The 25,806-nt window shown below is 64.0% G+C and carries 24 protein-coding genes; 14 read left to right on the top strand and 10 right to left on the bottom strand.

Features of this window, described 5'->3' with window-relative positions; translation table 11 throughout:
* The first annotated feature begins 146 nt into the window (after positions 1 to 146).
* The 3 genes from AAC640_RS09675 (at position 147) to AAC640_RS09665 (ending at position 3,230) form a co-directional block, all read left to right on the top strand.
* Positions 147 to 2,006 (top strand): response regulator, encoded by a 1,860-nt coding sequence (locus tag AAC640_RS09675; protein WP_340265912.1) that lies wholly within the window; start codon positions 147 to 149, stop codon positions 2,004 to 2,006.
* Positions 2,007 to 2,079: 73 nt separating this feature from the next.
* Entirely contained in the window at positions 2,080 to 2,463 is a 384-nt protein-coding gene (locus tag AAC640_RS09670) for an NUDIX domain-containing protein (RefSeq protein WP_340265911.1), read from the top strand.
* A gap of 323 nt (positions 2,464 to 2,786) precedes the next feature.
* Complete coding sequence (locus tag AAC640_RS09665; RefSeq protein ID WP_340265910.1) at positions 2,787 to 3,230, top strand: BLUF domain-containing protein; 444 nt, start codon at positions 2,787 to 2,789, stop codon at positions 3,228 to 3,230.
* Positions 3,231 to 3,262: 32 nt separating this feature from the next.
* Here the strand turns inward: AAC640_RS09665 and AAC640_RS09660 are convergent, their stop codons facing one another.
* Positions 3,263 to 4,408, bottom strand: coding sequence for a sensor histidine kinase (locus tag AAC640_RS09660; RefSeq protein WP_340265909.1), 1,146 nt, complete (start codon positions 4,406 to 4,408; stop codon positions 3,263 to 3,265).
* A gap of 158 nt (positions 4,409 to 4,566) precedes the next feature.
* Here AAC640_RS09660 and AAC640_RS09655 point away from each other — a divergent pair, with 158 nt between their 5' ends.
* The 10 genes from AAC640_RS09655 to AAC640_RS09610 all read left to right on the top strand — a co-directional run bounded on the left by AAC640_RS09655 (position 4,567) and on the right by AAC640_RS09610 (position 13,837).
* Positions 4,567 to 4,824: a hypothetical protein gene (locus AAC640_RS09655; RefSeq protein ID WP_340265908.1), complete on the top strand. Its 258-nt coding sequence runs from the start codon at positions 4,567 to 4,569 to the stop codon at positions 4,822 to 4,824.
* 514 nt (positions 4,825 to 5,338) lie between these two features.
* Positions 5,339 to 6,247, top strand: a complete 909-nt coding sequence (locus AAC640_RS09650; protein WP_340265907.1) for an OmpA family protein — start codon at positions 5,339 to 5,341, stop codon at positions 6,245 to 6,247.
* A gap of 211 nt (positions 6,248 to 6,458) precedes the next feature.
* Entirely contained in the window at positions 6,459 to 7,118 is a 660-nt protein-coding gene (locus AAC640_RS09645; protein WP_340265906.1) for an isochorismatase family protein, read from the top strand.
* Positions 7,119 to 7,209: 91 nt separating this feature from the next.
* Entirely contained in the window at positions 7,210 to 8,049 is an 840-nt protein-coding gene (locus AAC640_RS09640) for an alpha/beta fold hydrolase (protein ID WP_340265905.1), read from the top strand.
* A gap of 22 nt (positions 8,050 to 8,071) precedes the next feature.
* A complete protein-coding gene (locus AAC640_RS09635) occupies positions 8,072 to 8,320 on the top strand; it encodes a XapX domain-containing protein (protein ID WP_340265904.1) in 249 nt (82 codons plus the stop codon).
* Complete coding sequence (locus AAC640_RS09630; protein ID WP_340265903.1) at positions 8,317 to 10,242, top strand: amidohydrolase; 1,926 nt, start codon at positions 8,317 to 8,319, stop codon at positions 10,240 to 10,242. The genes AAC640_RS09635 and AAC640_RS09630 overlap by 4 nt, the downstream gene beginning before the upstream one ends.
* Positions 10,243 to 10,354: 112 nt before the next feature.
* Positions 10,355 to 11,254, top strand: coding sequence for a glyoxalase (locus tag AAC640_RS09625; protein ID WP_340265902.1), 900 nt, complete (start codon positions 10,355 to 10,357; stop codon positions 11,252 to 11,254).
* Positions 11,251 to 11,679, top strand: a complete 429-nt coding sequence (locus AAC640_RS09620; protein ID WP_340265901.1) for a DoxX family protein — start codon at positions 11,251 to 11,253, stop codon at positions 11,677 to 11,679. The genes AAC640_RS09625 and AAC640_RS09620 overlap by 4 nt, the downstream gene beginning before the upstream one ends.
* On the top strand, positions 11,672 to 13,036 hold the full coding sequence (locus AAC640_RS09615; RefSeq protein WP_422794978.1) for an alginate export family protein: 1,365 nt from the start codon (positions 11,672 to 11,674) through the stop codon (positions 13,034 to 13,036). Before AAC640_RS09620 ends, AAC640_RS09615 begins: the two co-directional genes overlap by 8 nt.
* Positions 13,037 to 13,141: 105 nt before the next feature.
* On the top strand, positions 13,142 to 13,837 hold the full coding sequence (locus AAC640_RS09610; protein ID WP_340265900.1) for a YoaK family protein: 696 nt from the start codon (positions 13,142 to 13,144) through the stop codon (positions 13,835 to 13,837).
* Between the two features lie 60 nt (positions 13,838 to 13,897).
* On the opposite strand, the gene AAC640_RS09605 is transcribed toward AAC640_RS09610, so the two are convergent.
* Together AAC640_RS09605 and AAC640_RS09600 are read right to left on the bottom strand one after the other, a co-directional pair.
* On the bottom strand, positions 13,898 to 14,473 hold the full coding sequence (locus AAC640_RS09605; protein ID WP_340265899.1) for a TMEM175 family protein: 576 nt from the start codon (positions 14,471 to 14,473) through the stop codon (positions 13,898 to 13,900).
* 28 nt (positions 14,474 to 14,501) lie between these two features.
* The gene (locus tag AAC640_RS09600; RefSeq protein ID WP_340265898.1) at positions 14,502 to 15,431 is read right to left on the bottom strand and encodes a LysR family transcriptional regulator; all 930 of its coding nucleotides are present in this window, start codon (positions 15,429 to 15,431) and stop codon (positions 14,502 to 14,504) included.
* A 111-nt stretch (positions 15,432 to 15,542) separates the two neighbouring features.
* Here AAC640_RS09600 and AAC640_RS09595 point away from each other — a divergent pair, with 111 nt between their 5' ends.
* Positions 15,543 to 16,241: a pirin family protein gene (locus AAC640_RS09595; protein WP_340265897.1), complete on the top strand. Its 699-nt coding sequence runs from the start codon at positions 15,543 to 15,545 to the stop codon at positions 16,239 to 16,241.
* Positions 16,242 to 16,299: 58 nt separating this feature from the next.
* Here the strand turns inward: AAC640_RS09595 and nhaA are convergent, their stop codons facing one another.
* The 7 genes from nhaA to AAC640_RS09560 all read right to left on the bottom strand — a co-directional run bounded on the left by nhaA (position 16,300) and on the right by AAC640_RS09560 (position 25,604).
* Entirely contained in the window at positions 16,300 to 17,472 is a 1,173-nt protein-coding gene (gene nhaA / locus AAC640_RS09590; RefSeq protein ID WP_340265896.1) for a Na+/H+ antiporter NhaA, read from the bottom strand.
* A 395-nt stretch (positions 17,473 to 17,867) separates the two neighbouring features.
* Positions 17,868 to 20,111: a TonB-dependent receptor gene (locus tag AAC640_RS09585; RefSeq protein ID WP_340265895.1), complete on the bottom strand. Its 2,244-nt coding sequence runs from the start codon at positions 20,109 to 20,111 to the stop codon at positions 17,868 to 17,870.
* Positions 20,112 to 20,282: 171 nt separating this feature from the next.
* The gene (locus AAC640_RS09580; protein WP_340265894.1) at positions 20,283 to 20,669 is read right to left on the bottom strand and encodes an EthD domain-containing protein; all 387 of its coding nucleotides are present in this window, start codon (positions 20,667 to 20,669) and stop codon (positions 20,283 to 20,285) included.
* Between the two features lie 50 nt (positions 20,670 to 20,719).
* Positions 20,720 to 21,670 carry an SDR family oxidoreductase gene (locus tag AAC640_RS09575; protein ID WP_340265893.1) on the bottom strand — a complete coding sequence of 317 codons (951 nt, stop codon included), beginning with the start codon at positions 21,668 to 21,670 and terminating at the stop codon, positions 20,720 to 20,722.
* Between the two features lie 167 nt (positions 21,671 to 21,837).
* Positions 21,838 to 23,808, bottom strand: a complete 1,971-nt coding sequence (locus AAC640_RS09570; protein WP_340265892.1) for an oxidoreductase — start codon at positions 23,806 to 23,808, stop codon at positions 21,838 to 21,840.
* Positions 23,809 to 23,899: 91 nt separating this feature from the next.
* Positions 23,900 to 24,652, bottom strand: coding sequence for an SDR family oxidoreductase (locus AAC640_RS09565; RefSeq protein ID WP_340265891.1), 753 nt, complete (start codon positions 24,650 to 24,652; stop codon positions 23,900 to 23,902).
* Positions 24,653 to 24,998: 346 nt separating this feature from the next.
* Positions 24,999 to 25,604, bottom strand: coding sequence for a TetR/AcrR family transcriptional regulator (locus AAC640_RS09560; protein WP_340265890.1), 606 nt, complete (start codon positions 25,602 to 25,604; stop codon positions 24,999 to 25,001).
* Positions 25,605 to 25,806 lie beyond the last annotated feature (202 nt).

The following is a 25,806-nucleotide window of genomic DNA, read 5'->3' as shown; positions in this document are numbered from 1 at the left end:
CATGATGCCGCTTTCGAGAGAGCGCAGCGGCTGCCAATCGGCGGTTCGCCGCGAGCCTGCCAAGGCCACTGGAATGCGTCCGAGCGATATGATGGCCGATCCAGTGTCAGGAGAATATGGGTCGCCGGGCGGAGCATGTTTGCACAATGCACCTGAATTCCTCCCGGTCCGACATGGATGCTGATTATGCCGAATTGCGGTCTTTGATCGATCGGCAGGCCGACGGCATCCTCGTGGTCGATGGCGCCGGGCTGGTGCGGTTTGCGAACGCGGCCGCAGCATCGCTCTTCGCGCGCGATCTCGACCGCCTCGTCGGCATGGGGCTGGGCCTGCCTCTCGTCGCTGGCGAATCCACGAACATCGATCTGATCAGACCGGACGGATCGACGCTGGAAGTCGAGATGCGGGTGGCGGAAACCGTCTGGAACGGCGATCCCGCGCTGCTTGCCAGTCTGCGCGACATTTCCGAACGGCGTCAGCTTGAAGATCAGCTTCGCCATGCCCAGAAGATGGAGGCGGTAGGGCGCCTGACGGCGGGCGTGGCCCATGATTTCAACAATCTCCTGACGATCGTCCTTGGCAATCTCGACACGATCCAGCGAAGACTGCCCCAGGAGCTGGACGATCCGCGCCTGACGCGGGCGATCGCCCATGCGACCAGCGGCGCGATGCGGGCCGCGGACCTGACCCAGCAATTGCTCGCCTATTCGCGCCGCCAGCCGCTGACCCCGCGAGCGGTGGACCTTGGCCCTTTGCTGAACGGCATGGACGATCTGCTGACCAGGACCTTGGGAGCGGCGATCAGCGTGTCGATCGATGTCGCTCCGGGAACATGGCTGGTCATGGCGGATTCCTCCCAGCTGGAAGCGGCGCTCATCAATCTGGCGGTGAACGCAAGGGATGCGATGAGTGGGGGTGGCAGGCTGTCGATCCGCGCTCGCAATTGTGCCGAAGAGGATCTGGCGGACGTGGGGGCAGGAGAATTTGTCTGCCTGTCGGTGTCGGACACGGGCGATGGCATCCCGGCCGAGGTCGCGCAACAGGTGTTTGATCCCTTCTTCACCACCAAGGGCGTGGGCAGGGGCACCGGGCTTGGCCTCAGCCAGGTCCAGGGCTTCGCGCGGCAGTCGCTCGGTCATGTACGGCTGGCCAGCGAGGTCGGAAAGGGCACGACGATCCGGCTTTACCTTCCCCGCCATCATGGGACGCTGGAGGAAAGGGAGGAGGTTGCCGAGCAGTCGTCCGATCCCGCCGGTCGCACGATATTGCTGGTGGAGGGTGACGACGACCTACGCGAACGGGCGCGAACTCTGCTCCGGGACATGGGCTATGATGTGATCGAGGCAAAGTCCGGGACCCAAGCGCTGACGATAGTCGAGTCAGGCCAGCCCCTGATGCTGATGGTCGCGGACATCACCCTGCCGGGCGGCATGGACGGGGACGCGCTGGCGGCCAGGGCGCGACTCCTGCGTCCGGGGATGAACTTGCTTCTCACCGCCGCCCATGCCGGCGATGCGCTATTCGACGATGGCCCCCAGGCGCGCGGGTTGCAGCTGCTGGCCAAGCCCTATAGCCGTGTCCAGCTGGCGGACGCGATCGCGTCATTGACGCCCGGGTTGTCGCCCCGTGTCCTGCTGGTCGAGGACGATCCGGCCGTCCGGCTGACATTGGCGGATAATCTTCGCGGCCTGGGCTGCATCGTCGAGGAGATCGCGACCGCGACGCTGGCGATGCAGCGCATCAGCGACGTGAAGCGGCCGATCAGGGCCGCGATCATCGATCTGGAACTGCCGGACGGAAACGGTCTGGCGCTGATCGATGCCTTGCGACAGGCGCATCCCCACGCCGCCGTGGTCGTCGCGAGCGGCTATATGGATGCCGACCAGATGCGCCGGATAGAGGCGGACGGCCATACCGCTATCCTTGACAAGCCCTTTTCCGGGCAGGATCTGCGTGACCTGTTTTCCCGGTTCCGGTTGATCGAGCCGGACGGCAAAGCGGATTAGCGCCGTCCATACCGGCCTGGGCGAGCGGTGGCAGGCAGACAGTGGACGGCCGCCGGCCGTCGGAGCGCTGACGATGGCAATGACGAACGAGAGCGCCGGGTTGCTTGCCTATCGCTGGCGTGGCCAAAGGCTGGAAGTCTTCCTGACCCATCCGGGCGGTCCCTATTGGCGGCGGAAGGATGAGGGCGCGTGGCAGCTGCCCAAGGGCGGCATCCTGCCCGGAGAGACGTTGCTGAATGCGGCGTTGCGGGAGTTTGAGGAGGAAATCGGGACGCGGCCCGCGGGCGAAGCCTGGCCGCTCGTCCGCATCCGTCAGACGGGGGGCAAGTGGGTCGAAGTCTTCGCGATGGAAACGGACATCGATCCCGACACTGTGGCGAGCAACAGCTTTGAAATGGAATGGCCGCCGCGCAGCGGAACCATGGCGTCCTTTCCCGAGGTTGACCGCGCGGCCTAGTTCCCGATCGACGAGGCGCGCGGGAAGATCCTCGCCAGTCAGGCGCCCTGCCTTGTGGCGCTTGGCGATGCGACCGGAACATAGACCGTCATCGAGGCATATTCAGGCGCCTGATGACCAACGGGCGATCGCCAGGGTTGCAATTGCCGTGACGCTGCCCAGTCATCTTATCGGTGAGGCGATCTGTGGCCAAGGCAAATGGACACGGGTTGCTTGTGCGGGCAATTGAATGAACCTACGGTGGTCCGGCAGTTGTGGAGAGGGAAGCTCACCAGCAGACAAGTGAACTGGCTGCAGTTTGAAGCGCACAGGACCACCCCCGGATGATCCATTGCCTGCTCTATATCAGCGATCACCTGCTCCCGTCTTCCACCCTTTCCAGTGAAGTGGATGCGATCGTCGCGATTTCGCTCCGCCGCAATCATTCGCTACAGGTGACGGGGGCCCTGGTGGCGACCGCCGATTATTTCGCGCAGGTGCTGGAAGGATCGAAGGCGCATGTCGAAGAACTGATGGCCAGCATCGTGCAGGACCCGAGGCACAGCAACGTTCGCGTCATTGATGTTCATCGCGTGAACGAACGCTTTTTCCCGCGCTGGAGCCTTGCTTATCTGGGCACCTCTGATGCGTTTGAGCGTCAGATCGGATTGCTGGAACGCGCGCATCTGAACGGCGCCAGCATGGTCGCCGCGGCGACGGAGTTCGCGCACCGCGCCAGGGAAGCTGCCTGGCAATATGGGCATTGGCGCAAAGACCCGGGTCAATAGGATCGGCCTGAAGGCGGCGGTTCGTTCCGCAATTAGAAAGTGGCGGTCAGCGGCATGCTGATCGTACAACGGACGCCGTCGGATCCCAGATCATAGATGGTTTTTGCCTGAAGCTGGTACGGCAAGGCCCGCTCGATCAATGCGCGACCCTGGCCGGTCCCTGAAGGCACGGAATTCCGATCGGGCATCACGACACCGCTTTCCTGCCAGTCGATATGCAGCCAGCGCTCCGCGTCGTCCTTCATCGGCGCCACCTGCCAACGGATGGCCAGATGCCCCGCGGATTGCGACAGCGCGCCATATTTGGCTGCATTGGTGGCAAGTTCATGAAGCGCCAGCGCCAGGGTCTGCACGGTGCTGGAGCGGAGGCGAACGTCATCGGGTCCGTGCAGCGTCACGCGCTCGTCCGTCCCCGCGATCACGCCCAGCGACATAAGTTCGGTCCGGATCAGCAGGTCAAACGTCACGCGCTGGCGCTCTTCCAGACGCGACAGCAGCGCCTGCACCCGCGCGAGTGCTTCCAGCCGGTCACGGAAGCCTTGCCCGAAATCGTTCAGGTCGGCGGCGCCGCGCATGGTTTCTTCCGCCATCGACCGAACTACCGCGAGCAGGTTGCGCGTGCGATGCTGAAGCTCGGCGACAAGGACCTTCTGCCTTTCTTCCCACCGCTTGGCGCGGTGTTCCTCCACCCGATGCAGCCGATCGATGACGGGGCCGAGGAGGGTGGCGTAGATCCGCAGAAGCTGAATGTCGTCGTCGTTGAAATAACGGGGCTGGCTGCTGTCGACCAGCAGGATGCCAAAGCGGCTGCTGCCCGGCAGCAGGATCGGCACCATGGCCAGCGCCTCGATTCCGGCCTTCCTCAGCACGGGGGGCAGAACATTCTCGTTCTGCGGCAGGTCGTTTATGATGACGGGTTTGGTGGCGGCTGCGGAAAGGATCTGGGAGAATCCATCGTTCATCGAAAGGCGTGCCGTGCCCAGGACATCCGGCGCCCAGCCGACTCCGGCGCGCACCGACAGGTCCTGGCCGTCGTCCGACATTTCCAGAATGTGGGCCCGGCCCGTGCCCAGGGCCGCCACCACCAGGCGGCAGGCCTGGCCAAGCACCTTATCAAGATCATCGGACTGCATTGCCATCTCACCGAAATCGGCGAGCATCTGCTGTCGCTTCTTCATGTCGCTCCGCCGAGGCACGCTATCCTCCGATTCTTCGATTGCGGGCTTATGCTGCCAGATGATCTTACGCGCGACGTTGCCAGCGAACGCAAGATTCCATAGTGGGCCGGTCACGATTTTTCATGCCCGCCGCCCCCTTTATAGCCGGAGCCGCCCGAATGACCGACCACCCTACATCCACCATCCCGTGGGATCAGCCCGCGACCCTGATCGATCTTGAGGGGCGGGCGCCGATGATCGGCACCATTCGCGATTGTGCCCAGCATTTCGCGATCTTCAGGCCGCACGCGCGGGAACAGGCCCGCGTCCTTCTGACCCAGCCCATCCATCGGGCCGGGCGCAAGACCCGTACCTGGCTGCTGGAGCCGTTCGAGATCGAACAACTGGTTGGTCGGCTCCGCGCCGAAACCCACTGACCGGCGCGACGTTTTCGAATGCATGAACGAAGTGTCGAATTGAAAGGAATTCCCGCGTCGGGGGTCCGGGGGCCGGGAACTGGCGAAGATTTCGCGAAGATGACCCCGCCTGGCGGCAAATGGATGTTTATACAGGATAAAAACAGATCCAATATTCATGGCCTCTTTTGCAAATAAGTGCAAATATTTGTTTTAAAAGGCGAAATTTCCAAGGCCTGGCGATCAGTCGCGGTGGCCGCGTCACATGCCCTGGAAGGGCGATCCGCCTCGGTTCGTCGCATGATCGGCTCTCATTGCCTGCACAGGCGGCGCGTCGGGCTTGCCTGTTCATGCAAGAGCAAGGTTAATCCGAACAGGCACGACAGCCATGGCGCTGGTCCGTAGCGTCATAACGGATATTTGAGGGTCAAAGGAGGGGTTCTGACAGCCGGAGATGCCATCGCGCGCGCGGCAGTCGGACGTGAAGCTGCATCGATGCAGGCCCGACTGGTCGAAATTTTAAAGGAGTAGCGTGATGCGTTTCGTTTCAAGGAATCACACATATCTGATGGCGGCGGCGCTTCTGTCCGGGGCGGCGTCGGGCAGCCTTGCCGCGCAGGCACAGCCCCAGGAGCAGCAGCAGGAGCCGTCCACACCGGCGCAGGGCCAGCCCGCGGCCGATGTTTCGGCGACCGCCTATCTGCCCGCGGCCAAGATGGCCGAAGGGCCGGAGATCAAGGGGATCATTTCCGCCCGCAGCGGCGACAAGATGCAGGTCACCGCCGCCGATGGCAGCAAGACTGTCGTCTTCATCAACGATGCCACCAAGATCAGCGCCAGCAAGGGCTTTTTCGGCCTGAACCGCCACAGGCTGGCTTCGACGTCGCTGCTCAACGGGCTGCCGGTCACCGTCAAGACGATGCAGTCGGACCAAGGCCTGCTCGCGAGCCAGATCAATCTTCAGAACAAGGACCTGAGGACCGCGTCCATGATCCACAACGGCACGGCCCAGCAGTTCGACGAACAGACCGCGGCGACCGAAGCGCTGCGCGGCCGCATGGGCGAGATCGACCAGTATAATATCAAAGGCACGACGAACGTGAATTTCGATGTCGGCAAGGCGGTGCTGTCTCCCCAGGCGAAAAACGACCTGTGTGCGGCCGCGACGGCCGCGCAGAATATGGATAACGCCCTGCTGCTGGTCGTGGGTTACACCGATTCCACCGGCGGCGATGATTTCAACCAGCAGTTGAGTGAAAAGCGGGCCGGCCGCGTTGTGAACTATCTCCAGCAGGCCTGTGGCTGGAAGCCCTATCGCATGCTGACCCCGACCGGGATGGCGAAAGCGGACCCGATCGCCAGCAACGACACGGCCGAAGGCAAGGCGCAGAATCGCCGCGTGGCCGTGAACATATTGGTCAGCAAGGCTGTCGACGGTCTGTAAGACAGGTGGGGGTGGGCGCTGCTCCACCCCCCTTGTTCCGGCCTGGTGGCCGGCTTTTCCCCGGCCTGGCGGTGCGCTGGACCCGCCAAACATTTCAATAAAATAGAACGTTGGGCAAGAACTTATACGACTTCATAGTGTCAATCAGCTCGTCTAGATCTCCACTCACAGCGCAACGAAACGGCTGTGAGACATTCAACTGGAGACCGACGTGACCATCAAAGCCACCCCGACCCCCGGCAAATCCCTGATCTCCGCTCAGGATCACACGCTCATCATGATCGACTTCCAGTCGCAGATGGCCTTTGCCACCAAGTCGATCGCGACCGAACTGCTCCGCAACAATGCCGCGCTGGTCGCCAATGCCGCAGCCGGATTCAAGGTATCGACCATCCTGACCACGGTCGCGGTCGACAGCTTTTCCGGCCCCATGTTCAGCGAGATCACCGATGCTTTCCCCGGCCAGCCGCTGCTGGACCGCACGTCCATGAATACGTGGGAAGACAGCGCCGTGATCGACGAGGTGAACCGCATCGGCAAGGAACGCCTGATCTTCGCGGGCCTGTGGACGTCGGTGTGCATCGTCGGCCCGGTCGCTTCCGCGATCGACCAGGGGTTCGATGTCTATTTCATATCCGATGCCTGTGGCGACATTTCCGAGGAAGCGCATGAACGCGCCGTCGCCCGGATGATCCAGCTGGGCGCCAAGCCGATGACGTCCCTGCAATATCTGCTTGAATTGCAGCGTGACTGGGCCCGCACCGAAACCTATGACATGACCACCGGCTTCGCCAAGAAGTGGGGCGGCGCCTATGGCCTGGGTATCACCTACGCCAAGACCATGTTCGGCGCATCCGAGGGCGCTCACTAAGCATTTCGCGGCGGCCCGGCACTTGCGGCTTTTTGTCCGCGCCCGGCCGCCGCCTTCTTCCCCACCGCCCGATTTCACCCAGGAGTTCGCCATGACCAGCTTTGTCACCACCAGCGACGGCGTCGACATCTTCTACAAGGACTGGGGGCCAAAGGATGCCCAGCCGATCATGTTCCATCATGGCTGGCCGCTGTCGTCGGACGACTGGGATGCGCAGATGCTGTTTTTCCTGGCGAAGGGCTATCGCGTCATTGCCCATGACCGTCGCGGGCATGGCCGTTCGGCACAGGTCGATGTCGGCCATGACATGGCGCATTATGCCGCCGACGCGGCCGCGGTCACCGAACATCTGGACCTGAAGAACGCCATCCATATCGGCCATTCGACCGGCGGCGGCGAGGTCGCGGCCTATGTTGCGCGCCACGGCCAGCCCCAGGGTCGCGTCGCCAAGGCGGTATTGGTCAGCGCGGTGCCGCCGATCATGCTCAGGACCGATCGCTATCCGGGCGGCCTGCCCATGGATGTGTTCGACGGGCTGCGCGCGGGCCTTGCCGCCAATCGCGCGCAATTCTTCCATGATGTCGCGGCTGGACCCTTCTACGGTTTCAACCGGGGCGGCGCGGACGTAAAGCCCGCCGTCATCGACAATTGGTGGCGTCAGGGCATGATGGGAGGCGCGCTGGCCCATTATGAAGGCATCAAGGCCTTTTCCGAAACCGACCAGACCGACGACCTCAAGGCCATCACCGTGCCGACGCTGGTGCTGCATGGCGATGACGATCAGGTCGTACCCTATGAGAATGCGGGCGTGTTGCAGGCGCAATTGCTGCCCGACGCCACGCTCAAAATCTATGGGGGCTATTCGCACGGCATGTTGACGGTCAACGCCGACGTGCTGAACGCCGACCTCCTCGCCTTCATCAAGGGTTGATTGGACGGAACGGAGAACGGACATGAAAGCCTATCTTCTCTCACTGGGCGCCGGGCTGATCGTCGGGATCGTCTATAGCCTGCTGGGCGTGCGTTCTCCTGCGCCGCCGGTCATCGCCCTTGTCGGGCTGGCCGGGATATTGCTGGGAGAACAGATTATCCCGGTGGCAAAGCGCCTCGCCAGCCTGCCCGAACTGACCCGCTTCGTGACGAAGGATTGCGCCCATCATGTGCTGGGTTGCCTGCCCGACAACCGGAGCCGCGACGCATGATGAACCGCAGACAGGCGCTTGCCGGCGCCGCTTGCATCCCCATCCTCACAGCCACGGAAAGTTTCGCCATGCCCCCCAAAGACCTGATCCTGATCAATGCCAAGGTGACGACGCTCGACCGCGAAAATCCGGTGGCGCAGGCCGTCGCCATCCGGGACGGCAAATTTCTGGCGGTCGGGTCGGAACAGGCGGTGCGCGCCGCCGCCGGCGCCGACGCGACCGTCATCGACGCCAGGGGCCGACGCTTGATCCCCGGCCTTATCGACAGCCACATCCATGTCATCCGGGGTGGCCTCAACTATAATATGGAGTTGCGGTGGGAGGGCGTGCCTTCGCTGTCCGAAGCGATGGCGATGCTGAAGAAGCAGGCCGAAAACACGCCGCCGCCGCAGTGGGTCCGTGTGGTCGGCGGCTTTACCGAGCATCAGTTCGCCGAAAAGCGGCTGCCCACCATCGCTGAGATCAACGCAGCGGCGCCCGATACGCCGGTTTTCATCCTGCACCTGTACGACCGCGCGCTGCTCAATGCCGCCGCGCTGCGGGCGGTGGGCTATACGAAGGATACGCCGAACCCGCCGGGCGGCGAGATCGTCCGCGACGCGCAGGGCAATCCGACCGGACTGCTGCTGGCGCAGCCCAATGCCACGATCCTGTATGCCACGCTCGCCAAGGGGCCGAAGCTGCCGCCCGAATATCAGCTCAACAGCACGAAGCATTTCATGCGCGAGCTGAACAGCCTGGGCGTCACCAGCGTCATCGACGCGGGCGGCGGATCGCAAAATTATCCCGACGACTATGCGGTCATCGACAAGCTGCACAAGGACGGCGAACTGACCCTGCGGATCGCCTATAATCTGTTCACGCAGAAGCCGAAGGAGGAGTTGAAGGACTTCGCCGCCTGGTCGACCCAGATCAAGCCGGGCGACGGCGACGACAGCTACCGCCACAACGGCGCGGGCGAGATGCTGGTCTATTCGGCGGCCGACTTCGAGGATTTCCGCGTCGCACGGCCCGACATGGCGCCAGAGATGGAAGGCGACCTGGAACCGGTCATCCGCCTGCTGGCCGAACGGCGCTGGCCCTGGCGGCTTCACGCGACCTATGACCAGACGATCGGCCGCGCGCTGGACGTGTTCGAAAAGGTGGACCGCGACATCCCGCTCAAGGGCCTCAACTGGTTCTTCGACCATGCCGAAACGATCAGCGAGCGCAATATCGACCGGATCGCGGCGCTGGGCGGCGGCATCGCCGTGCAGCATCGCATGGCGTTTCAGGGCGAATATTTCGTCGAACGCTATGGTGCCAAGGCGGCGGAAGCCACCCCGCCGATCAAGCGGATGATGGATGCCGGTTTGCCGGTGGGCGCGGGCACCGACGCCACCCGTGTCGCCAGCTACAATCCATGGGTCTCGCTGAGCTGGCTGGTCACGTCGAAGACCGTAGGCGGGCTGACGCTTTACCCCGTCCGCAATCGGCTGGACCGGGAGACGGCGCTGCGCCTGTGGACCGAAAGGAACACCTGGTTTTCCAACGAAGTCGGCAAGAAGGGGCAGATCAAGGCGGGGCAGCTCGCGGACCTGGCGCTGTTGTCCGACGATTATTTCAGCGTGCCCGAAAGCGAGATCGCGCAGCTGCGTTCCGTCCTCACCGTGCTGGGGGGCAAGATCGTCTATGGCGAGGGCGACTTCGGCCCGCTCGCGCCGGCCGCGCCCAAGGCAATGCCCGACTGGTCGCCGGTCGCGACATTCGGCGGACATTATCGCCGGGACGAGAGCGCCCGGAAGATGGCGTCGGCCTGCGGCTGCGCCTCCGCCTGCAATGTGCATGGCCATGACCATGCGGCCGCGCTGGGCGCCAGGGTTCCCGCCGCCGACGTCCAGAGCTTCTGGGGTGTGATGGGCTGCGGCTGCTGGGCGGTCTGATTCTATCGAACGTTCCAGAATCTGGAATATTATGGATGATATTATTCGGATCGTTGGCGACTCCCTTCTCGCATAGAGAGGGATTCGCCACGTCCCACCCGGAGTAACTGCCATGATCCGCATCACTGTCATGATGGCGACCGCGCTGATCGCCATCAGCCCCGCCGCCGCGCCTGCCAAAGCGCCGGCCGCACCGACCGCCGACTATTCGGTCGGGCCGCAATATGACACCACCCATGTCTATGTCGCGCCGGAGGATTTCGACCGCTTCGTGGCCAGCTTCACCGCCACCTTCGGCGGCACGACGAGCAAGCAGGGCGTCTTTCAGGTCACGCCGACCAGCAGCAAGACCAAGTCGCAGCTGGCGCTGACGCCCGCGGGCACCGTGTCCGCATTCGGCTTTGTCACGCCCATCCCGGTTCCGTTCGGCGCGGAGCGCACAGGCTATCTGGTGACGGACCTCGACGCCGCGGTCGTATCGGCGGTGCGGCATGGCGCGACCCGCCTCATCACCAGCTTCCCCGACCCCATCGGGCGCGACGTCGTGATCCAGTGGGCGGGCGGCGTGAACATGCAGCTTTACTGGCACACCGCCAAGCCGCAATATCCAGCGCTGGCCAGGGTGCCGGAAAACCGCATCTACCTGACCCCCGACGCGGCGGACCGGTTTGTGGCGCAGTGGCGCGGCTTTGCCCATGCCCGGGTCACGTCGGACGAGCGGGCGGCGCCCGGAGCGGATATCGGGCAGCCGGGCAAGACCTATCGCCGCATCCGCATGACGTCGGGCTACGGGAAAATGAGCGTGATCGTGTCGGACGGCCAACTGCCCTGGCCCTATGGCCGCGACATGACCGGCTATGAAGTGGCCGACCTGCCGGCGACGCTCGCCAAGGCGGCGGTGGCGGGCGTCGAAACGCTCGTCCCCGCGCATGCCGAGCGGGACCGGCAGGCCGCGGTCGTGCGCTTTCCGGGCGGCTATATTGCCGAGATCCATGCGCCGGTGAAGCCGTGACCAGCGCCCGCGCGCCGCGCTTCGTCGGCGCGGTCCTCCACTGGCGCGCCACCTGGTTCCTGGCGCGGCTGGCGCTGGTCGGCGCCTATCTGCTGGGCGGGATCGTGAAGCTGACCGGCTGGTCGGCGGCGGTGCCCGAGCAGGCGCATTTCGGCATGCACCCGCCGGAATTATGGGCCGCGCTGACGATCGGGATAGAGATTGCCGGCCCGGTGCTGATCCTGACCGGGCGGCTCGTGTGGCTGGGGGCGGGGATGCTGGGCGTCTTCACGCTGCTCGCCGCGATGACCGCCAATGCCTTCTGGACGATGGCGGCCGGCCAGGAACGCTTCATGGCGACCAACGCCTTTTTCGAACATGTCGGCCTTGTCGGCGGCTTCGTGCTGGTGGCCATGGTCGCCGACCGGAAGCGCGGCGGTGCGTGAGTGCTGGCTTGCCGCCCTGGCGCTGGCGGCATCCCTGGCGTCGCCGGCCAGGGCGCAGCAGCCCGAGGCCTGGCAGGCGCCGACGCTGAGCATCACGCGCTATGACGAGGATTGGTCCGACCTGGCCGACGCGCAGAAGCGGGCGCATCACTGGACCGGGCCGTTCAAATATATCCCGATCGGCGAGGATAGCTGGATCACGACGGGCATCGAGTTGCGGGCGCGCAGCGAAAACTACGACAACAGCCTGTGGGGGGGGGGGGCGGAGGCGCCGGACGATTCCTTCCTCTGGCTGCGGGCCTTGCCCTATGCCGACCTGCATGTCGGGAAGGCCCGCGCCTTCGTCCAGCCGATCCTTGCCTATGCCATCGGCGTCGCGCCGGCGGCATCGCCCATCGACCAGACGAAGGCGGACCTGCTTCAGGTGTTCGGTGAGGTCGAGCTGGGCGCCGTCACCCTGCGCGGCGGGCGCCAGATGCTTTCGCTCGGCACCGAACGGCTGGTGGGAACGCGCTATGGCCCCAATGTGCCGCTTGCCTTCGACGGGGTGCGGGCCGATGTCGCGATCGGACGCGCGAAGGTCAGCCTGCTGGCGGTGAAGCCGGTGCAGCCCGGCCCGGCCAGCTTCGATGACGCGACGTCCCGCACCAAGGCCTTGTGGGGCGCCTATGCGGTGCTGCCGGGCCTCGACATCTATTATCTGGGCTATCGCAATCGCGGCGCGCATTTTGACGGGCAGACGGGGCGCGAGCTGCGCCACAGCATCGGCCTGCGTTCCCATGGCGAGCGCGGGACGTGGCACTGGAATGTCGAGGGCGTCACCCAGTTCGGGCAGTTCCGTGGCCAGAACATCGCCGCCTGGACGGTGGGCAGCGAGGTCGGCCGCCGCTTTCCCGCGCTCCCCACCGCGCCCGACGCCACGCTGAGGGTGAATGTCGTCAGCGGCGACCGCAAGGCAGGCGACGGCACCCTGGGCACATTCAACGCGCTCTTCCCCAAGGGCAAATATTTCGGCGAACTCTCGCCGGTCGGCCCGACCAACATCATCAGCGCCAATCCGCGCGTCAGCGGGACCCTGGGTAAAGGGTTGTCTTTCAGCCTCGCCGCCATGGCCTATTGGCGGTACAGCAGGGCGGACGGCGTCTACGACATCCCCGGCAACCTGATCCGCGCGGCGGGCGCGAGCCGGGCGCGCTTCATCGGCAGCCAGGTCGAGGGAGCGATCGCCTGGCAGGCGACGCCCGAATGGGAGCTGTCGACGTCCCTGTCCGCCTTCGCGCCGGGCGCCTTCATCCGCGAGACGGGGCCGGGCAAGACCATCACGATGATCGGTTTGGAGAGCAACTTCCGCTTTTAAGCAAGATATTCGATTTTATGGAACGGAAGCAACGATCTTATTCGGCTTCTTGTGGGACGCAGTGTTGGCTAGGCGGCGAGGCAGAGACTTTTTCCGGAGACCATCATGACCACCGTAAAGCCTGCCACCTCTCCGCTGATCTGGCTGCTTCTGCTGCTGTCCGTCACGACCGGGCTGGTCGATGCCATTTCGGTGCTGGGCCTGGGCAAGGTCTTCACGGCGAACATGACGGGCAATATCGTCTTTCTGGGTTTCGCCGCCAGCGGCGCGCCGGGCTTCAGGGTCGCGCCCTATATCGTGGCCATCGCTTCCTTCATGGCCGGCGCGCTCGTCGCCGGGCGGGTGGGCAAGCGGCATGTCGGCGCGCCGCTGCGCCGCTGGCTGATCATCGCGGCGTCGGTGGAGGCCGCCCTGCTGTGGATCGCGGCGGGCGTCGCGGTCGGCTTCGATGTGGCGACGCAGACGCCCGATGCCAGCGTCTATATCATCATCGCGCTGACCGGCATCGCCATGGGATTTCGCAACGCGACGATCCGCCAGCTCAAAGTGCCGGACCTCACGACCACGGTCCTGACCATGACGATCACCGGCCTGGCCGCCGATTCCACGGCCGCGGGCGGAACGAACCCCAATTGGGCGCGCCGCATCGGCAGCGTGATCGCCATTCTTGCGGGCGCGGCGATCGGCGCCTGTCTCGTCACCCGGGGCGGGCTGGTAGTGCCGCTCATCCTGGCCGGGGCGCTGATCGTGGTGGGAACATTGGTCTGCGCCCTGCACCCCGTCGCGTCCAGGCCGCTTTAAGCCATTGTCCTGGGGCGCTTTTCCGAGGCGCAAGAGGATCACCTTCGCCTCGGAAAAACGTCAGTCCCCCAGCGCGCGCTCGATCCGTCGATCGGGCACGAGCCAGAGCAGCAGCACCAGGACATAGATGAGGATCGCGATCGGGCGAGCGAGGAAGGCGGCCGGCACGGCGACCGCGTAGAGGGCAAGGCTGATCTTGCCCTTCCAGTCGCTGCCGATGGCGCGGGCGAGCGCCGACTGCCGGCCGTTGAAGGCGATGATGAACCCTTCGGTCAGCTGATAGCCCACGGCCGCCATCCCCAGAACGACGCCATAGGCAGCCGTCGCCATCGGCGAAAAGCCGCTTTCGTCCAGCCAGCGTATGACGAACGGCACGAGGGACAGCCAGAACAGCAGGAACAGGTTAGCCCACAGCACCTTGCCGTCTATCCGTTCGGTCGCGTGGAGCAGATGGTGGTGGTTGTTCCAGTAGAGCCCGACATTGATGAAGGACAGGACATAGGCAAGCAGGATGGGCAGGCTGTCCGACAGGGCGTCGAGCGTCCCGTCACGGGGCACCTTCAGCTCCAGGACCATGATGGTGATGATGATGGCCACGACGCCATCGGTGAACGCTTCCAGCCGGCCCGAGGTCATGCCGCGTCCTGCCCCTTGTCCAGACGGATCAGACATCGCCCATGCCCTCCAGTTCCTTGTCGTCCTTGCCGAGGGCGACGAACTGGTCGAGCAGCCAGGAGGCGGCGGGACCAGGCGGCGTGTCCCGGCGCCAGACCCCGGCGAAACGATAGGTTCCGCCAGGGTGATCCGGCATGACGAGACGCACCAGCGCGCCGTCGATCAGATCCGGTTCGATCATCGGCAAGGGCATGTTGCCCCAGCCGACCCCTTCGCGCAGCAGCGCATGTTTCGCGCCCAGATCGGCGAGCCGCCAGGTCTTGGGGCTCAATACGGAATAATCCTGCCCCTCGGTGAAACGGGAGCGGTCGGTCAGGACCAACTGCGTATAGTCGCGGCCCGCGCCCGGCGGGATGCGATCCATCCGCCCGAGCGGATGGTCGGGAGCCGCGACCGGGACCATCGGCACCGATCCCGCGGCGGTGCATTCGACGCCTTCGACACCGGCGGCCAGCGGCCCGGAAATGCCGATCGCGGCCTGGCGGTCCAGCACCATGGCGGTGATCGCGCCCAGCGCTTCCACATGCAGCCTCAGTTGCACGGTCGGAAACTCGGTCGCGAAGCTGCGCAGCACCTTGCCCACGCGTTCGGCCGGCAGGATGACGTCGACGGCGAGGTCGACCTCTGCCTCCAGGCCGTCGAGCAGCCCCTTCACCTTCGCGCGCAAGCCGTCGAAGCCGTGCGCTATGCTGCGCGCCTCCGCAAGCAGGGCGCGTCCCGCAACGGTCAGCTGCGGCTTGCGCGTTCCTTCCCGTTTGAACAGGGTAACGCCAAGCTGCGCTTCGAGATTGGCGATTCCGTAGCTGATGACCGAGACGGCGCGGTTCAGCCGGCGCCCGGCAGCGGCGAAACCGCCGGTGTCGACAATTGCGAGGAAGATGCGAAGCTGGTCGAAAGTGGGCGTGCCGGGCGTGTTCACTTTTCCAATTCCTCGAACGAAATGACCGGCTTTATCCCTCTGATCAGGATAGTCCGCAAGGCATAAAAGGGCTCCATCAACAGCCACATGCTGTTCGAGAGGAGATATGAGATGATCGAACTTCGTCCCTTCGCAGGCCTGGGCGCCGCCAATCACGGCTGGCTCGACGCCAAGCATCATTTTTCGTTCGGCGGATATCATGACCCGTCCCGCATGAGCTGGGGCAGCTTGCGGGTATGGAATGACGACAGCATCGCCCCGCACACCGGCTTTCCGCCGCATCCGCACCGCGACATGGAAATCATCACCTATGTCCGCGAAGGCGCGATCACTCACGAGGACAGCCTGGGCAACAAGGGGCGCACCGAAGCAGGCGACGTCCAGGTGATGAGCGCGGGCACCGGCGTGCGCCATTCGGAATATAATCTGGAGGACGCGACCACGAAGATCTTCCAGATCTGGATCGTGCCCACCCGGTCCGGCGAGGCGCCGAGCTGGGGCGCCAAGCCCTTTCCCAAGGGTGACCGTTCCGGCCGCTTCGTGACGCTGGCGTCGGGCTATGAAAATGACAATGAGGCGCTGCCGATCCGTACCGACGCCCGGGTCGTGGCGGCTACGCTCAAGGCCGGGGAGAGCGCCGAATATGCCATCGGCAAGGATCGCAAGGCCTATATGGTGCCGGCGACGGGCGCGATCCGGATCGACGACCTCCGGGTCGGAGCGCGGGACGGCGTCGCCATTGCCGATGTCGATGTGATCCGCGTCACGGCGATCGAGGACAGCGAGATCGTGCTGGTCGACGCGGCGTGAGCAGGGCGGGCGGTGGGCGTTTCTTCCCACCGCCCGCCTGTCGGCGCGCCGCCGTGCCTCAAAGTCTGTCGCCGGGCGCGAGCCGCAGGATGACGAACCCCAGCAGGCCCGAGACAAGCGAGCCCGCCAGGATGCCGATCTTTGCCTCCGACACCAGCAGGGGCGCGGCCGGGAATGCCAGCAGGGCGATGAACAGGCTCATCGTAAAGCCGATGCCGCACAGCAACGCCACGCCGAACATGTGCCAGGTGCTGGCATGGGCAGGCGCGTCCGCCAAGCGCAGGCGAATGGCAAGGAAGGACAAGCCGAAGACCCCCAAAGGCTTGCCCAGCAGCAAACCGGCCACCACGCCCAGCGTGACCGGCGATGCCAGCGCCTGCGCCGGCAGGGCGAGGAAGTGAACGCCCGCATTGGCAAGCGCGAACAGGGGCACGATCAGGAAGGACACAGGCACATGCAGGGCGTGTTCGAGCCGATGGAGCGGGCTGGCCGTGTCGTAGTCCGACTGGCCGGGCGTCAGGTCCATGGGGATGGTCAGCGCCAACAGCACTCCGGCCAGCGTGGCGTGGATCCCCGAGCGCAGGACCAATATCCACAGCAGCACGCCCAGCAGCAGATAGGGTAGCAGGCGCCGTACGCCGCGCCGGTTGAGGGCCATGAGCAGCGCCACGACCAGGGCAGCTCCCGCAAGATCGACGAGCGAGAGCTTTGCGGTGTAGAAGAGCGCGATGATGATGACCGCCCCCAGATCGTCGATGATGGCGAGCGCGGCGAGAAAGATGCGGAGCGAAGCGGGCACACGGCGTCCCAACAGCGCCATGACGCCAAGCGCGAAGGCGATGTCGGTCGCGGCCGGGATGGCCCAGCCCCGCGCCGTCGGACCCAGGTTGAAGGCGATGTAGAGAAGCGCCGGGACCGCCATGCCGCCCAGCGCGGCGACACCCGGCAAGATGCGGCGCGACCATGTGGACAACTGTCCGTCCAGCATCTCCCGCTTGATTTCCAGCCCGACCAGCAGGAAGAACAAGGCCATCAGCCCGTCATTGATCCAGTGCATGACGGACAGCGGACCGACATAAGCGTGCAGCAGCGCTTCATAGGCGGGACCCAGCGCAGAGTTCGCGATCAGCAGCGCCGCGGCCGCCATGGCGATGAGGACAAGCCCTGCCGCCGACTGGCTGCCAAGGAACTGGCGCAGCGCGCTGGGATGGCGGTGGTGATGGTCGGACATAGGCGCTCCGGACGAGATTCATCGGTGCCGGCGGCCCGACCGGCACGATTGAACCTGCCCGACCCAAGCCCCAGGCGAACACCCTTCGTCGCTATTGCAGCGGCGCCGGGGAAGCGCAACCCCCGGGAAGGCCGGCGATCCGCTGTTCGACATCGGTCAACTTGGACCGCCCGGATGGACAAGGGCGATATCGACGCCTGCTGGTGGTCGCGCGACGCAGGGAATTCGCCAGAGCCTCAAGCGCGTGCGTGGAAGGGGAGTATTGCCCGGGAACGACGTGGCGACCGTTCGGCGCGAAAAAAAACACGAGCGGCCGGATGGGGCCGCTCGTGCGTTGAGCTCTGATGAAAAGGGAGCGGCGGAGCTGCGTCGCGCCGCTCACCGCCCCACGCGCATCAGAAGCGATATTCCGCGCGGACGCCGTAGGTGCGCGGCTTGGCGGCGTTGAAGTTCACGCCATAGGGTGCGCCGGTCGTGACGTTGGTCGTGTACCGCTTGTCGAACGCGTTATCCAGGTAGAAGCCCAGACGCAGCTGTTCGCCCGGAGGGCTGACATAGCCCGAGAAGTTGGCCAGGACATAGCCCTTCTGCTGGTCGAGGCCGAGCGGACCGCCGGCGCCGGGCCAGAACAGGAAGCGCGAACGATATTGCGCGACACCCGCCAGATTGGCGCTCCAGCTGCCGATGTCGAACGTATAGCTGCCGTTAAGCGAGGCGGTGATGCGCGGTGCGTGCGGAACCCGCGTACCCGACAGATCGATCGAGCAGGGATAGAGCGTGGCGCCCGGAGCCTGCGTGTTCGACGTGCCCGTCGGATCGAAACAGATCTGCGACGCATTGGGGTAGCTCTGATATTTGGCGTGCAGATAGGCGAACGAAGCACCCAGGACTACGCCACGCATCGGATCGCCGTTGATCTCCAGTTCCGCGCCATAGCCTTCCGCCGCGCCGACATTCTCGGTCTTGGTGCCCGCGCCGGTCGCGTCGATGATCTGCTGCTGAAGGCCCTTGTTCTTGTAATAGAAGGCAGCGAGACTGCTGCGCAGCTTGCCGCCCAGGGCCGAGTTCTTGATCCCGACTTCGTGGTTGAACACCTTTTCCGGGTTGATCGAGTTGCCGGGGAACGGCGCGGGGGTCGAGAAACCACCGGCCTTGAAGCCGCGCGTGAAGCTATAATAGACATTCACCGGGCCATTGTCCCAGGCGAGCACGAAACGCGGCGTGAACGCACGGAACGATGCCGAGCTGTTGAAGGCCGCTGGCGCGCCGAACAGCTGGAATCCCGTGCTGTTGGTCACCGACAGGTCGCGCTTGTCATAGGTATAGCGGCCGCCTGCCGTTACCTTGATCTGGTCGGTCAGCTTGTAGGTGCCTTCGAAGAAGGCCGAAACGGACTCGGTCTTCACGTCGGCATTGTTGCGCGGATAGGAACCCGCACCCGTCAAGGCGAAGTCGTAGGCCGATCCGGTCAGGGCGATATCCAGGAAGCTCTTGTCGTAGAAATAGTTGACGCCGAACAGATAGTTGAACGGGCCTTCCATGTTCGATGTGAGCTGGATTTCCTGCGAGTAGGACTTGCCACCATTGCGCGGCACGGCGAACAGGAACACGTTTTGCGGCGTGAAGTCGTTGTCCGCGAACTGCCGGCTGAAGTTGTTGAAATAGGTGGTGGTGCTGCTCAGATCGAAATCGCCGAGCTTGACGTCGGCGCGCAGATCGGCGCGGAACATCCGGTTGTAATAGGGACCGGTGTCGGTCTGGACCCCTTCATAGAAGCCGGGGGGCGTCTGGCCGGTCGACTGGCAGACGTAACAGGTCGGCGCACCCTGCGCGAGTTCGTCATTATAGTTGCGGGCCTTGCTGCGCTGCCATTCCACGCCCCCGGACAGGGTGAAGACGTCGGTCGGTTCCCACTTGAACCGGCCACGCGCGGTATAGTTGTTCTGCGCGGCCAGCTTGGTGCCGTCGACGTTGGTGATGTAGCCGTCTTCCTTCTTGAAGCGGCCGGCAAAGCGGACGCTCAGCGTGTCGGACACGGGCACGTTCAGCATGCCGTCGATCTGCCGGTGATCGAAGCGGCCATATTCGGCGAGGATCCGACCTTCGAACTTGTCGGTGGGCGCGGCGCTGCTGATGCGGATGACGCCGCCGGTCGCGTTGCGGCCGTACAGCGTACCCTGGGGACCGCGAAGAACTTCGATCGTGCCGGGATCAACAAGATCCATAAGCGAGTTCACGCCGCCCGCGCGCGGTATGTATGCGCCGTCGAGATAGATGGCGACGGGCGCTTCCAGGCCGGGCGTCGAATATTGGATGCCGACGCCGCGAATGAACAGCGAAAGGAAGCCGCTTGCCTGCGTGAAGTCCGTGCCGGGCATCGCGAGCTGAATGTCGCGCATGTTACGCAGACCCAGCTGGGTGGCCGCTTCGGGGGAAACCGCGGTGATCGCCAGCGGCACGTCCTGGAGCCGTTCGGAACGACGCTGCGCGGTGACGATGATGTCGCCGGTGGCCGGCGCTTCGGCTGACTGAGGAGCCTGCGCGGGCTGGCTATCCTGCGCCTGGACCGGCCCGGCGACGGTGAGTCCCAACAGGCAGGACACGCTGCACCACAGGCTGGTCTTGATCTTGATATTCATGACATCCCTTTTTCGCTACGCTTTGGAGCGGGGCCATCAAGGCCCCTCCCCTGAACCAAGGTGATTGCTGCGGCCGGACCTAAATGCGTGCCCTTTTAAAAGGGTAAACATCGTCGGCAACGGTCGCCCATAGCAATCCGCAGCGCCAATATATTGAATTGGTCCTAAATACTATCCGTTCAGCCCCGGGCCGAAAAATTCGTCGGCAACCCCCTCAACTGTGGCCGCACGGTCACAGAATCGTTCCTCATCCTCGGTGATAAGCCGCTGAAATTCCGGATCCTGGCCGATCTTGATCAGTTCCTGCAGGGCCTCTTCGTCCTTGATCGTATAAACCGCGACCGCGTCATATCGGGTGCCGCCGTCATGGCCTGCATCCGCATCAGGCCGACCATGATAGAGGTTGTTCAGGTTCTGCGGATAATAGCGCCTGAAATCCTGGATCAGATGCCCGATCCGTTCACCGCACAGCGGAACATGGACATTTTCATAATGGTTGCGGAAATCTTCGAAGGACATGCCTTCCTTCTTCTTTATGAACAGGATCATCTTCTTCATGACGAACTCCTTGTGATGGCATCCGGGCTGTATCGATCGACGGCGGCGTTTCAGCCGGACAGCGAGCCGACGGCGTTGCCCTCTTGCGCGTCCGGTGACCAATCCTGCCGGGCGGCCCATTCGCGCAACGGGATCGTGCGCACGGGAATGTCCTCAAGCACCGGCTTCATGTCGACCTCGAACGGCCGATGGGGCGATTCATTGTTGAACATGTAGAAGCTGCCCATCGCCTGCGCGTAGACATCCTGCGGCATGAGCGCGCCAAGACCGACCTCCCCATGGACCCGCGCGCCCCATTCATAGGGATCTTCATATTCGTAGGTAATCGGCCGCTGGAGAATATCCGACAGGATCGCGACGACTTCCTCCACCGCCAGGGTTTCCTTCCCCCCGATCGCGATGCGCCGGCCGATCAGGTCGTCCCTCGTCAGCGCCGCCACCATGAATTTCGCGACGTCGTCCATCGCTATCCAGTTGGCCAGCAAGCCGGGCCGCTGGCAGTAGCGATAGAGGCCATGGTTCACCAGATTGGGCTTGGCGAACCGTGTCAGCAAATTGTCCATGAAGAGGACGGGGCGGAAGATCGTCACGTCAAGGCCGGACCCGGCGATGATATTTTCGAGGGCCAGAACCGCGTCGTAATAAGGTTGGCCGCATGGCTCATCCGGCGCCCACATCATGGAATTGTGGATGATCCGGCGCACGCCGGCCCGCTTTGCGGCCGCGACAAGATTGTGCGCATATTCCGGAGACTTTTCGCCCGCCAGCGAAGGAATGGCGCTCAGAATTGCATCCACCCCGGTGAAGGCGGCCTGCAATGCGTCAACGTCCGAAAAGTCCGCGCCGACAACTTCCGTGCCGCGAAATTCGTCGCGCATGAAGATGTCGTGGCTTCGCGAAATGGCGCGGGGAGCATGGCCCTGCGCGAGCAGTTCGCGTGTCTCGGCCTGACCCATGCGGCTGCTCGCACATAACACGGCTACCGTTTTCTTTGCGTTCATCGTCCAAATCCTCTCAGCCGGTAGGGCGGGGGGCGATTGTCGCCCTCCGCCGGGGGTTCCTGATCTGGAGCATGTCCCCGTCCGATCCCATCGGCGCGGATGTTCCAGGTCCTTGTTTTATAGCGTTTTCCCGATCAGCACATGATTCCGTCTGCCTGGACAACGCGCTAGACCACCGCTCCCGCGAGATGTCCCTCGCGGATTGCGGTCTGCAGATAGCGCGGCGAACTTGCGTCGCCGACAAGGTGCAGATGCGGGATGCGATCAAGCAGCCCGTCATACACATCGCGGTTCTGACGGTTGCTGGACACGAGTATCACGGTGTCCGCCTCCAGCACTGTCGAGTCTTGCAGTGTCGCCTGCAGATGGGCGGGGCCAACCACCACCCGACCTTCCTCTATGGCGATGCCGCGCGTGCGGATCATATAGCGGAAAGCCTTGCCCTGCATGCGCTGCAGGAACGGATCGAGCATGAGCGTGGGCCAGACGAGCGGCGCGATTTCCCGCTTGGGGGTCACATAAACGACCTCCAGGCCCTGGTTGACGAGGAACTCCGCCGATCCCAGGCCTTCATAATGGCCGACATCGTCGATCACCACGGCCTTTTGCCCCAGCTGGGCCGGCGTCATCATGAAAAGCTCGGTCGATGAGATGACGCCGCGCCGCTCCACGCCCGTGATCGGCTCGCCGGGGTGGGAGATCTGCATGCCGTCCATTCGCTCCAGCGCCCCCGTGGCGACGATGACCGCATCGGGGTTGGTGGCAATCACGTCTTCGGCATCGACATAGGTGCTCAGCTGAACCTCGACCCCCAGACGGTACACCTCCTCTTCGAGCCAGGTGACGATATCGATCATCTGATGGCGGGTGGGTGCTTTTGCTGCCGCGCGCATCGATCCGCCGAGATGGGAATTGGCTTCCACCAGCGTGACATTGTGGCCTCGCAATGCCGCCACGCGGGCCGCCTCAAGCCCGGCCGGGCCGCCGCCGACGACGAGAATCCTGCGCGGCTGTTCCGCGGGTTTGAGCAGATGGTCGCCGCGTTCCAGCTCATGCCCGGCGCCGGCGTTGACCGCGCATTCGATGGGCAGCCCATACATCTGATTGGTGACGCACGCCTGGTTGCAGGCGATGCAGGGGCGCACCCTGTCCGGCTCGCCCGCCAGGCTCTTGGACACCAGATACGGGTCGGCGATCATCGCCCGGACAAGCCCGACCATGTCCGCGTCGCCCGCGCGGATGACCTGGTCACATTCCTCCAGCGTCCGGAACCGCCCCGTAACCAGCGTCGGCAGCTGGACATTATGGGTGATCGGGGTGCTGTAAGGCAGTTCGTAACCGACCGGCTCATTCATGCCGCCGATCATCTTGTCGTTGCGATTATAGCTGCCGACGGAGAGGTTCACATAATCTATGAGGTCTTCGGCCTCGAGCATATGCGTCAGCTTGAGATAGTCGTCCGTGCTCAGGCCGTTTTCGATGAGATCGGTCGCGACGCGGATCCCGACGACGAAATCCCTGGAAACCGCGTTTCGGATCGCGCGCATTATCTCCATTATGAAGCGGGCGCGGTTTTCGAAGCTGCCGCCATATTCGTCTTCCCGCTTGTTGCTGTTGGGAGAGAAGAACTGGGCCGGCAGATAGCCATGCGCGCCGTGAATATCGACGCCATCCAGGCCATATTGCTCCATGCGACGCGCGCATTCCGCGTAGCCGCCGATAACCTCGTCGATCATCGCTTTCGTCATCGGCGTGGGCACGACGCCGTTCGCGACATTGGGGATATCGGACGCGCTCCATGGCGGCGAGCCGTCGCGCGGGCCAAAAGCCGCTCCCGCATGCCAGAGTTGCTGGAACAGCGTGGTCCCGTGCCGTTTGATCCGTTCAGCGAAGGCGCGCATGCCGTCCTCGATCTCGGCCTTGTATATGTCGAGATTGAAGGCGGTCGACGGGTGCACCGAACCGATTTCGCTGATGATAAGGCCGACTCCGCCGCGCGCCCGCTCCTCATGATAGGTGATCAGCGCATCCGTCATCGCGCCCCAGCCGATGCCGGTGCCGTGGGCCGGGCGGAACGTCCGGTTCCTGACTTCAACATTGCCGAGCCGAATTGGCTTGTCGACGTGGGTATAGCTCACCCGATGATCTCCATATGCCCTATGATACTTGCAGCGGTTGTTTACGGCCTCGCGGTCGATCAGCGTCCCTGCAAAGCCGTGTCACGTCCGGCTATGCCGACAATCCGCCGTCGATCGCCAATGTCGCGCCGGTGATATAGGCCGCGTCGGGTCCAGCGAGGAATGTGACCAGGGCGCTGATTTCCTTCAGTTCCCCGAAGCGGTGGAGCGGAATGGCGGCGCTGATCCGCGCCTTGTCGCTTTCCGGCATGCCGTGCGCCATCTCCGTGCTCATCATGCCGGATTCTATGACGTTGGCCGTGATCCTGCGTGGCGCAAGATCATGCGCCGCGCCGCGCGTGTAGCCGGCGACGGCGGCCTTGCTGCCGCAATAGTCGGCCGAGGTCGCCATGCCGGCGCGGCTGCCGCTGCCGGACCCGATGGTTATGATACGGCCATCATCCGCCATGACATGCGCGGCGGCGCGGATCGTCGCGACGACGCCCAGCGTGTTGACGGCCCAGAGGCGGTCGAGTTCGCTGTAATCATGCCCGTCACCCAGGCGCTGCAGGCTGGCGAGCCCGGCATTGTTGACCAATATGTCGAGCCGGCCGAACGCATCCATAACCGCGTCGATCAGTTTTTGCGCGGCCGTGGGATCGCCCTGATCGGACTGAAAGGCCCTGGCGCGTACACCCTGACGCTCCAGGTCGCTGACGATCGTTTCGGCATCGGCCGCCGACGAATGGTAGGTGAACGCCACATCGGCGCCCTTGGCCGCCAGAGCGAAAGTTACCGCCCTTCCGATGCCGCGCGTTCCGCCCGTCACCAGAGCGCATTTGCCTTCCAATTCCCTCTCGCCCATATGCTTTCTTTCTTAACAAGCCGCGCGGTGGCGGCTTAGAAGGGCTTCGCGAAGAGGCGCCTTTCCCGATCGTCCGGGCCAGCAGGAGCCTCTGAATACATGCCCTGATCGTCACAGGAATATGCGATCGCCCGCCGAGTATATTTTCCGGTGCCGTTCGCCCTTTGACGGCGCGAAAAGACCCAGCCTCTCGAATAAGGTGATTGCCTTACAACTCTCCTAAGGCGAATTCCTTAGCCTGTCAACGCGGAGTCCGCGCCGGCTCATAATAATTAGCCCGCTGCAGGATAGCGATCCTATTCTGCTGGTCGGCCGCGAGGCGCCGGGCGAGCGACCGGGAGGGCCATTATTTTGCGAGCAGCAGCAGATGGGCCGACGCGCTCAGCGCATCTTCAAAAATCTTGCTCGCCAGTTCAGGATCGGGCGACGAGTCCTGACACGCGTCATCCAGGTCGGTTATCGCGGCATAGCAGATCTGGTTGATCATTCGCAGTCGCGCGTCGAACTGGATTTGCGGCAGATGGCTGGCCTGCTCCCTCAGCAGGTCCACAACGCGATAGCCCGTCGGCGTGAGGTCCTGCGTCATCGCGCGGCCGTCAAATTGGGGAAAACGGATCAGCGAACGCAGAAAGGCCGCGTAGGAATGCCGGCCGTCTTCGTCGACCTCTTCGAAGATGGGCTGGAAGACTGTCTTGAGCAGCGTCAACGGATCTCCCAGCTTTCCTTCCGCCTCGGCGGCATGGAAAAGCGCCCGGCGGCGGACCTCGAGCGCTGGTTCCCGCGATCGGCAGATCGCGGTGATGAGGCCGTTTCGGTCGCCGAAATGATAGGCGATCGGGGATTTGTTGGCAGAGCCCGCCGCGATGCCGATCTCGCGCAGCGAAGCGCCTTCGAGGCCATGGATGCCCCAAAGCCGCTCGGCCGCCCGGATGATGGCTTCGACGGTGGCCATGCCTCGGGACGCCGAAGCGCGCCCCTTGTGCAAGCTTTCGGCACTTTCATGGATCTTGTTCGACTTGTTCTCCATTATGCGCTGGGACTTTCTACCTCTTGGTCAGCAAGATACCGCTCAACTATCGCTGGCTGATGTGGCGGGAAACCGGGCCGCTACCATGACCTGCCATATTTGTCATGCAACGGGAAAGACCTTGGCC

It is taken from the genome of Sphingobium mellinum, from assembly GCF_037860795.1.
Classification (GTDB): domain Bacteria; phylum Pseudomonadota; class Alphaproteobacteria; order Sphingomonadales; family Sphingomonadaceae; genus Sphingobium; species Sphingobium mellinum.
This window is presented reverse-complemented; position numbering and strand designations above follow the sequence as displayed.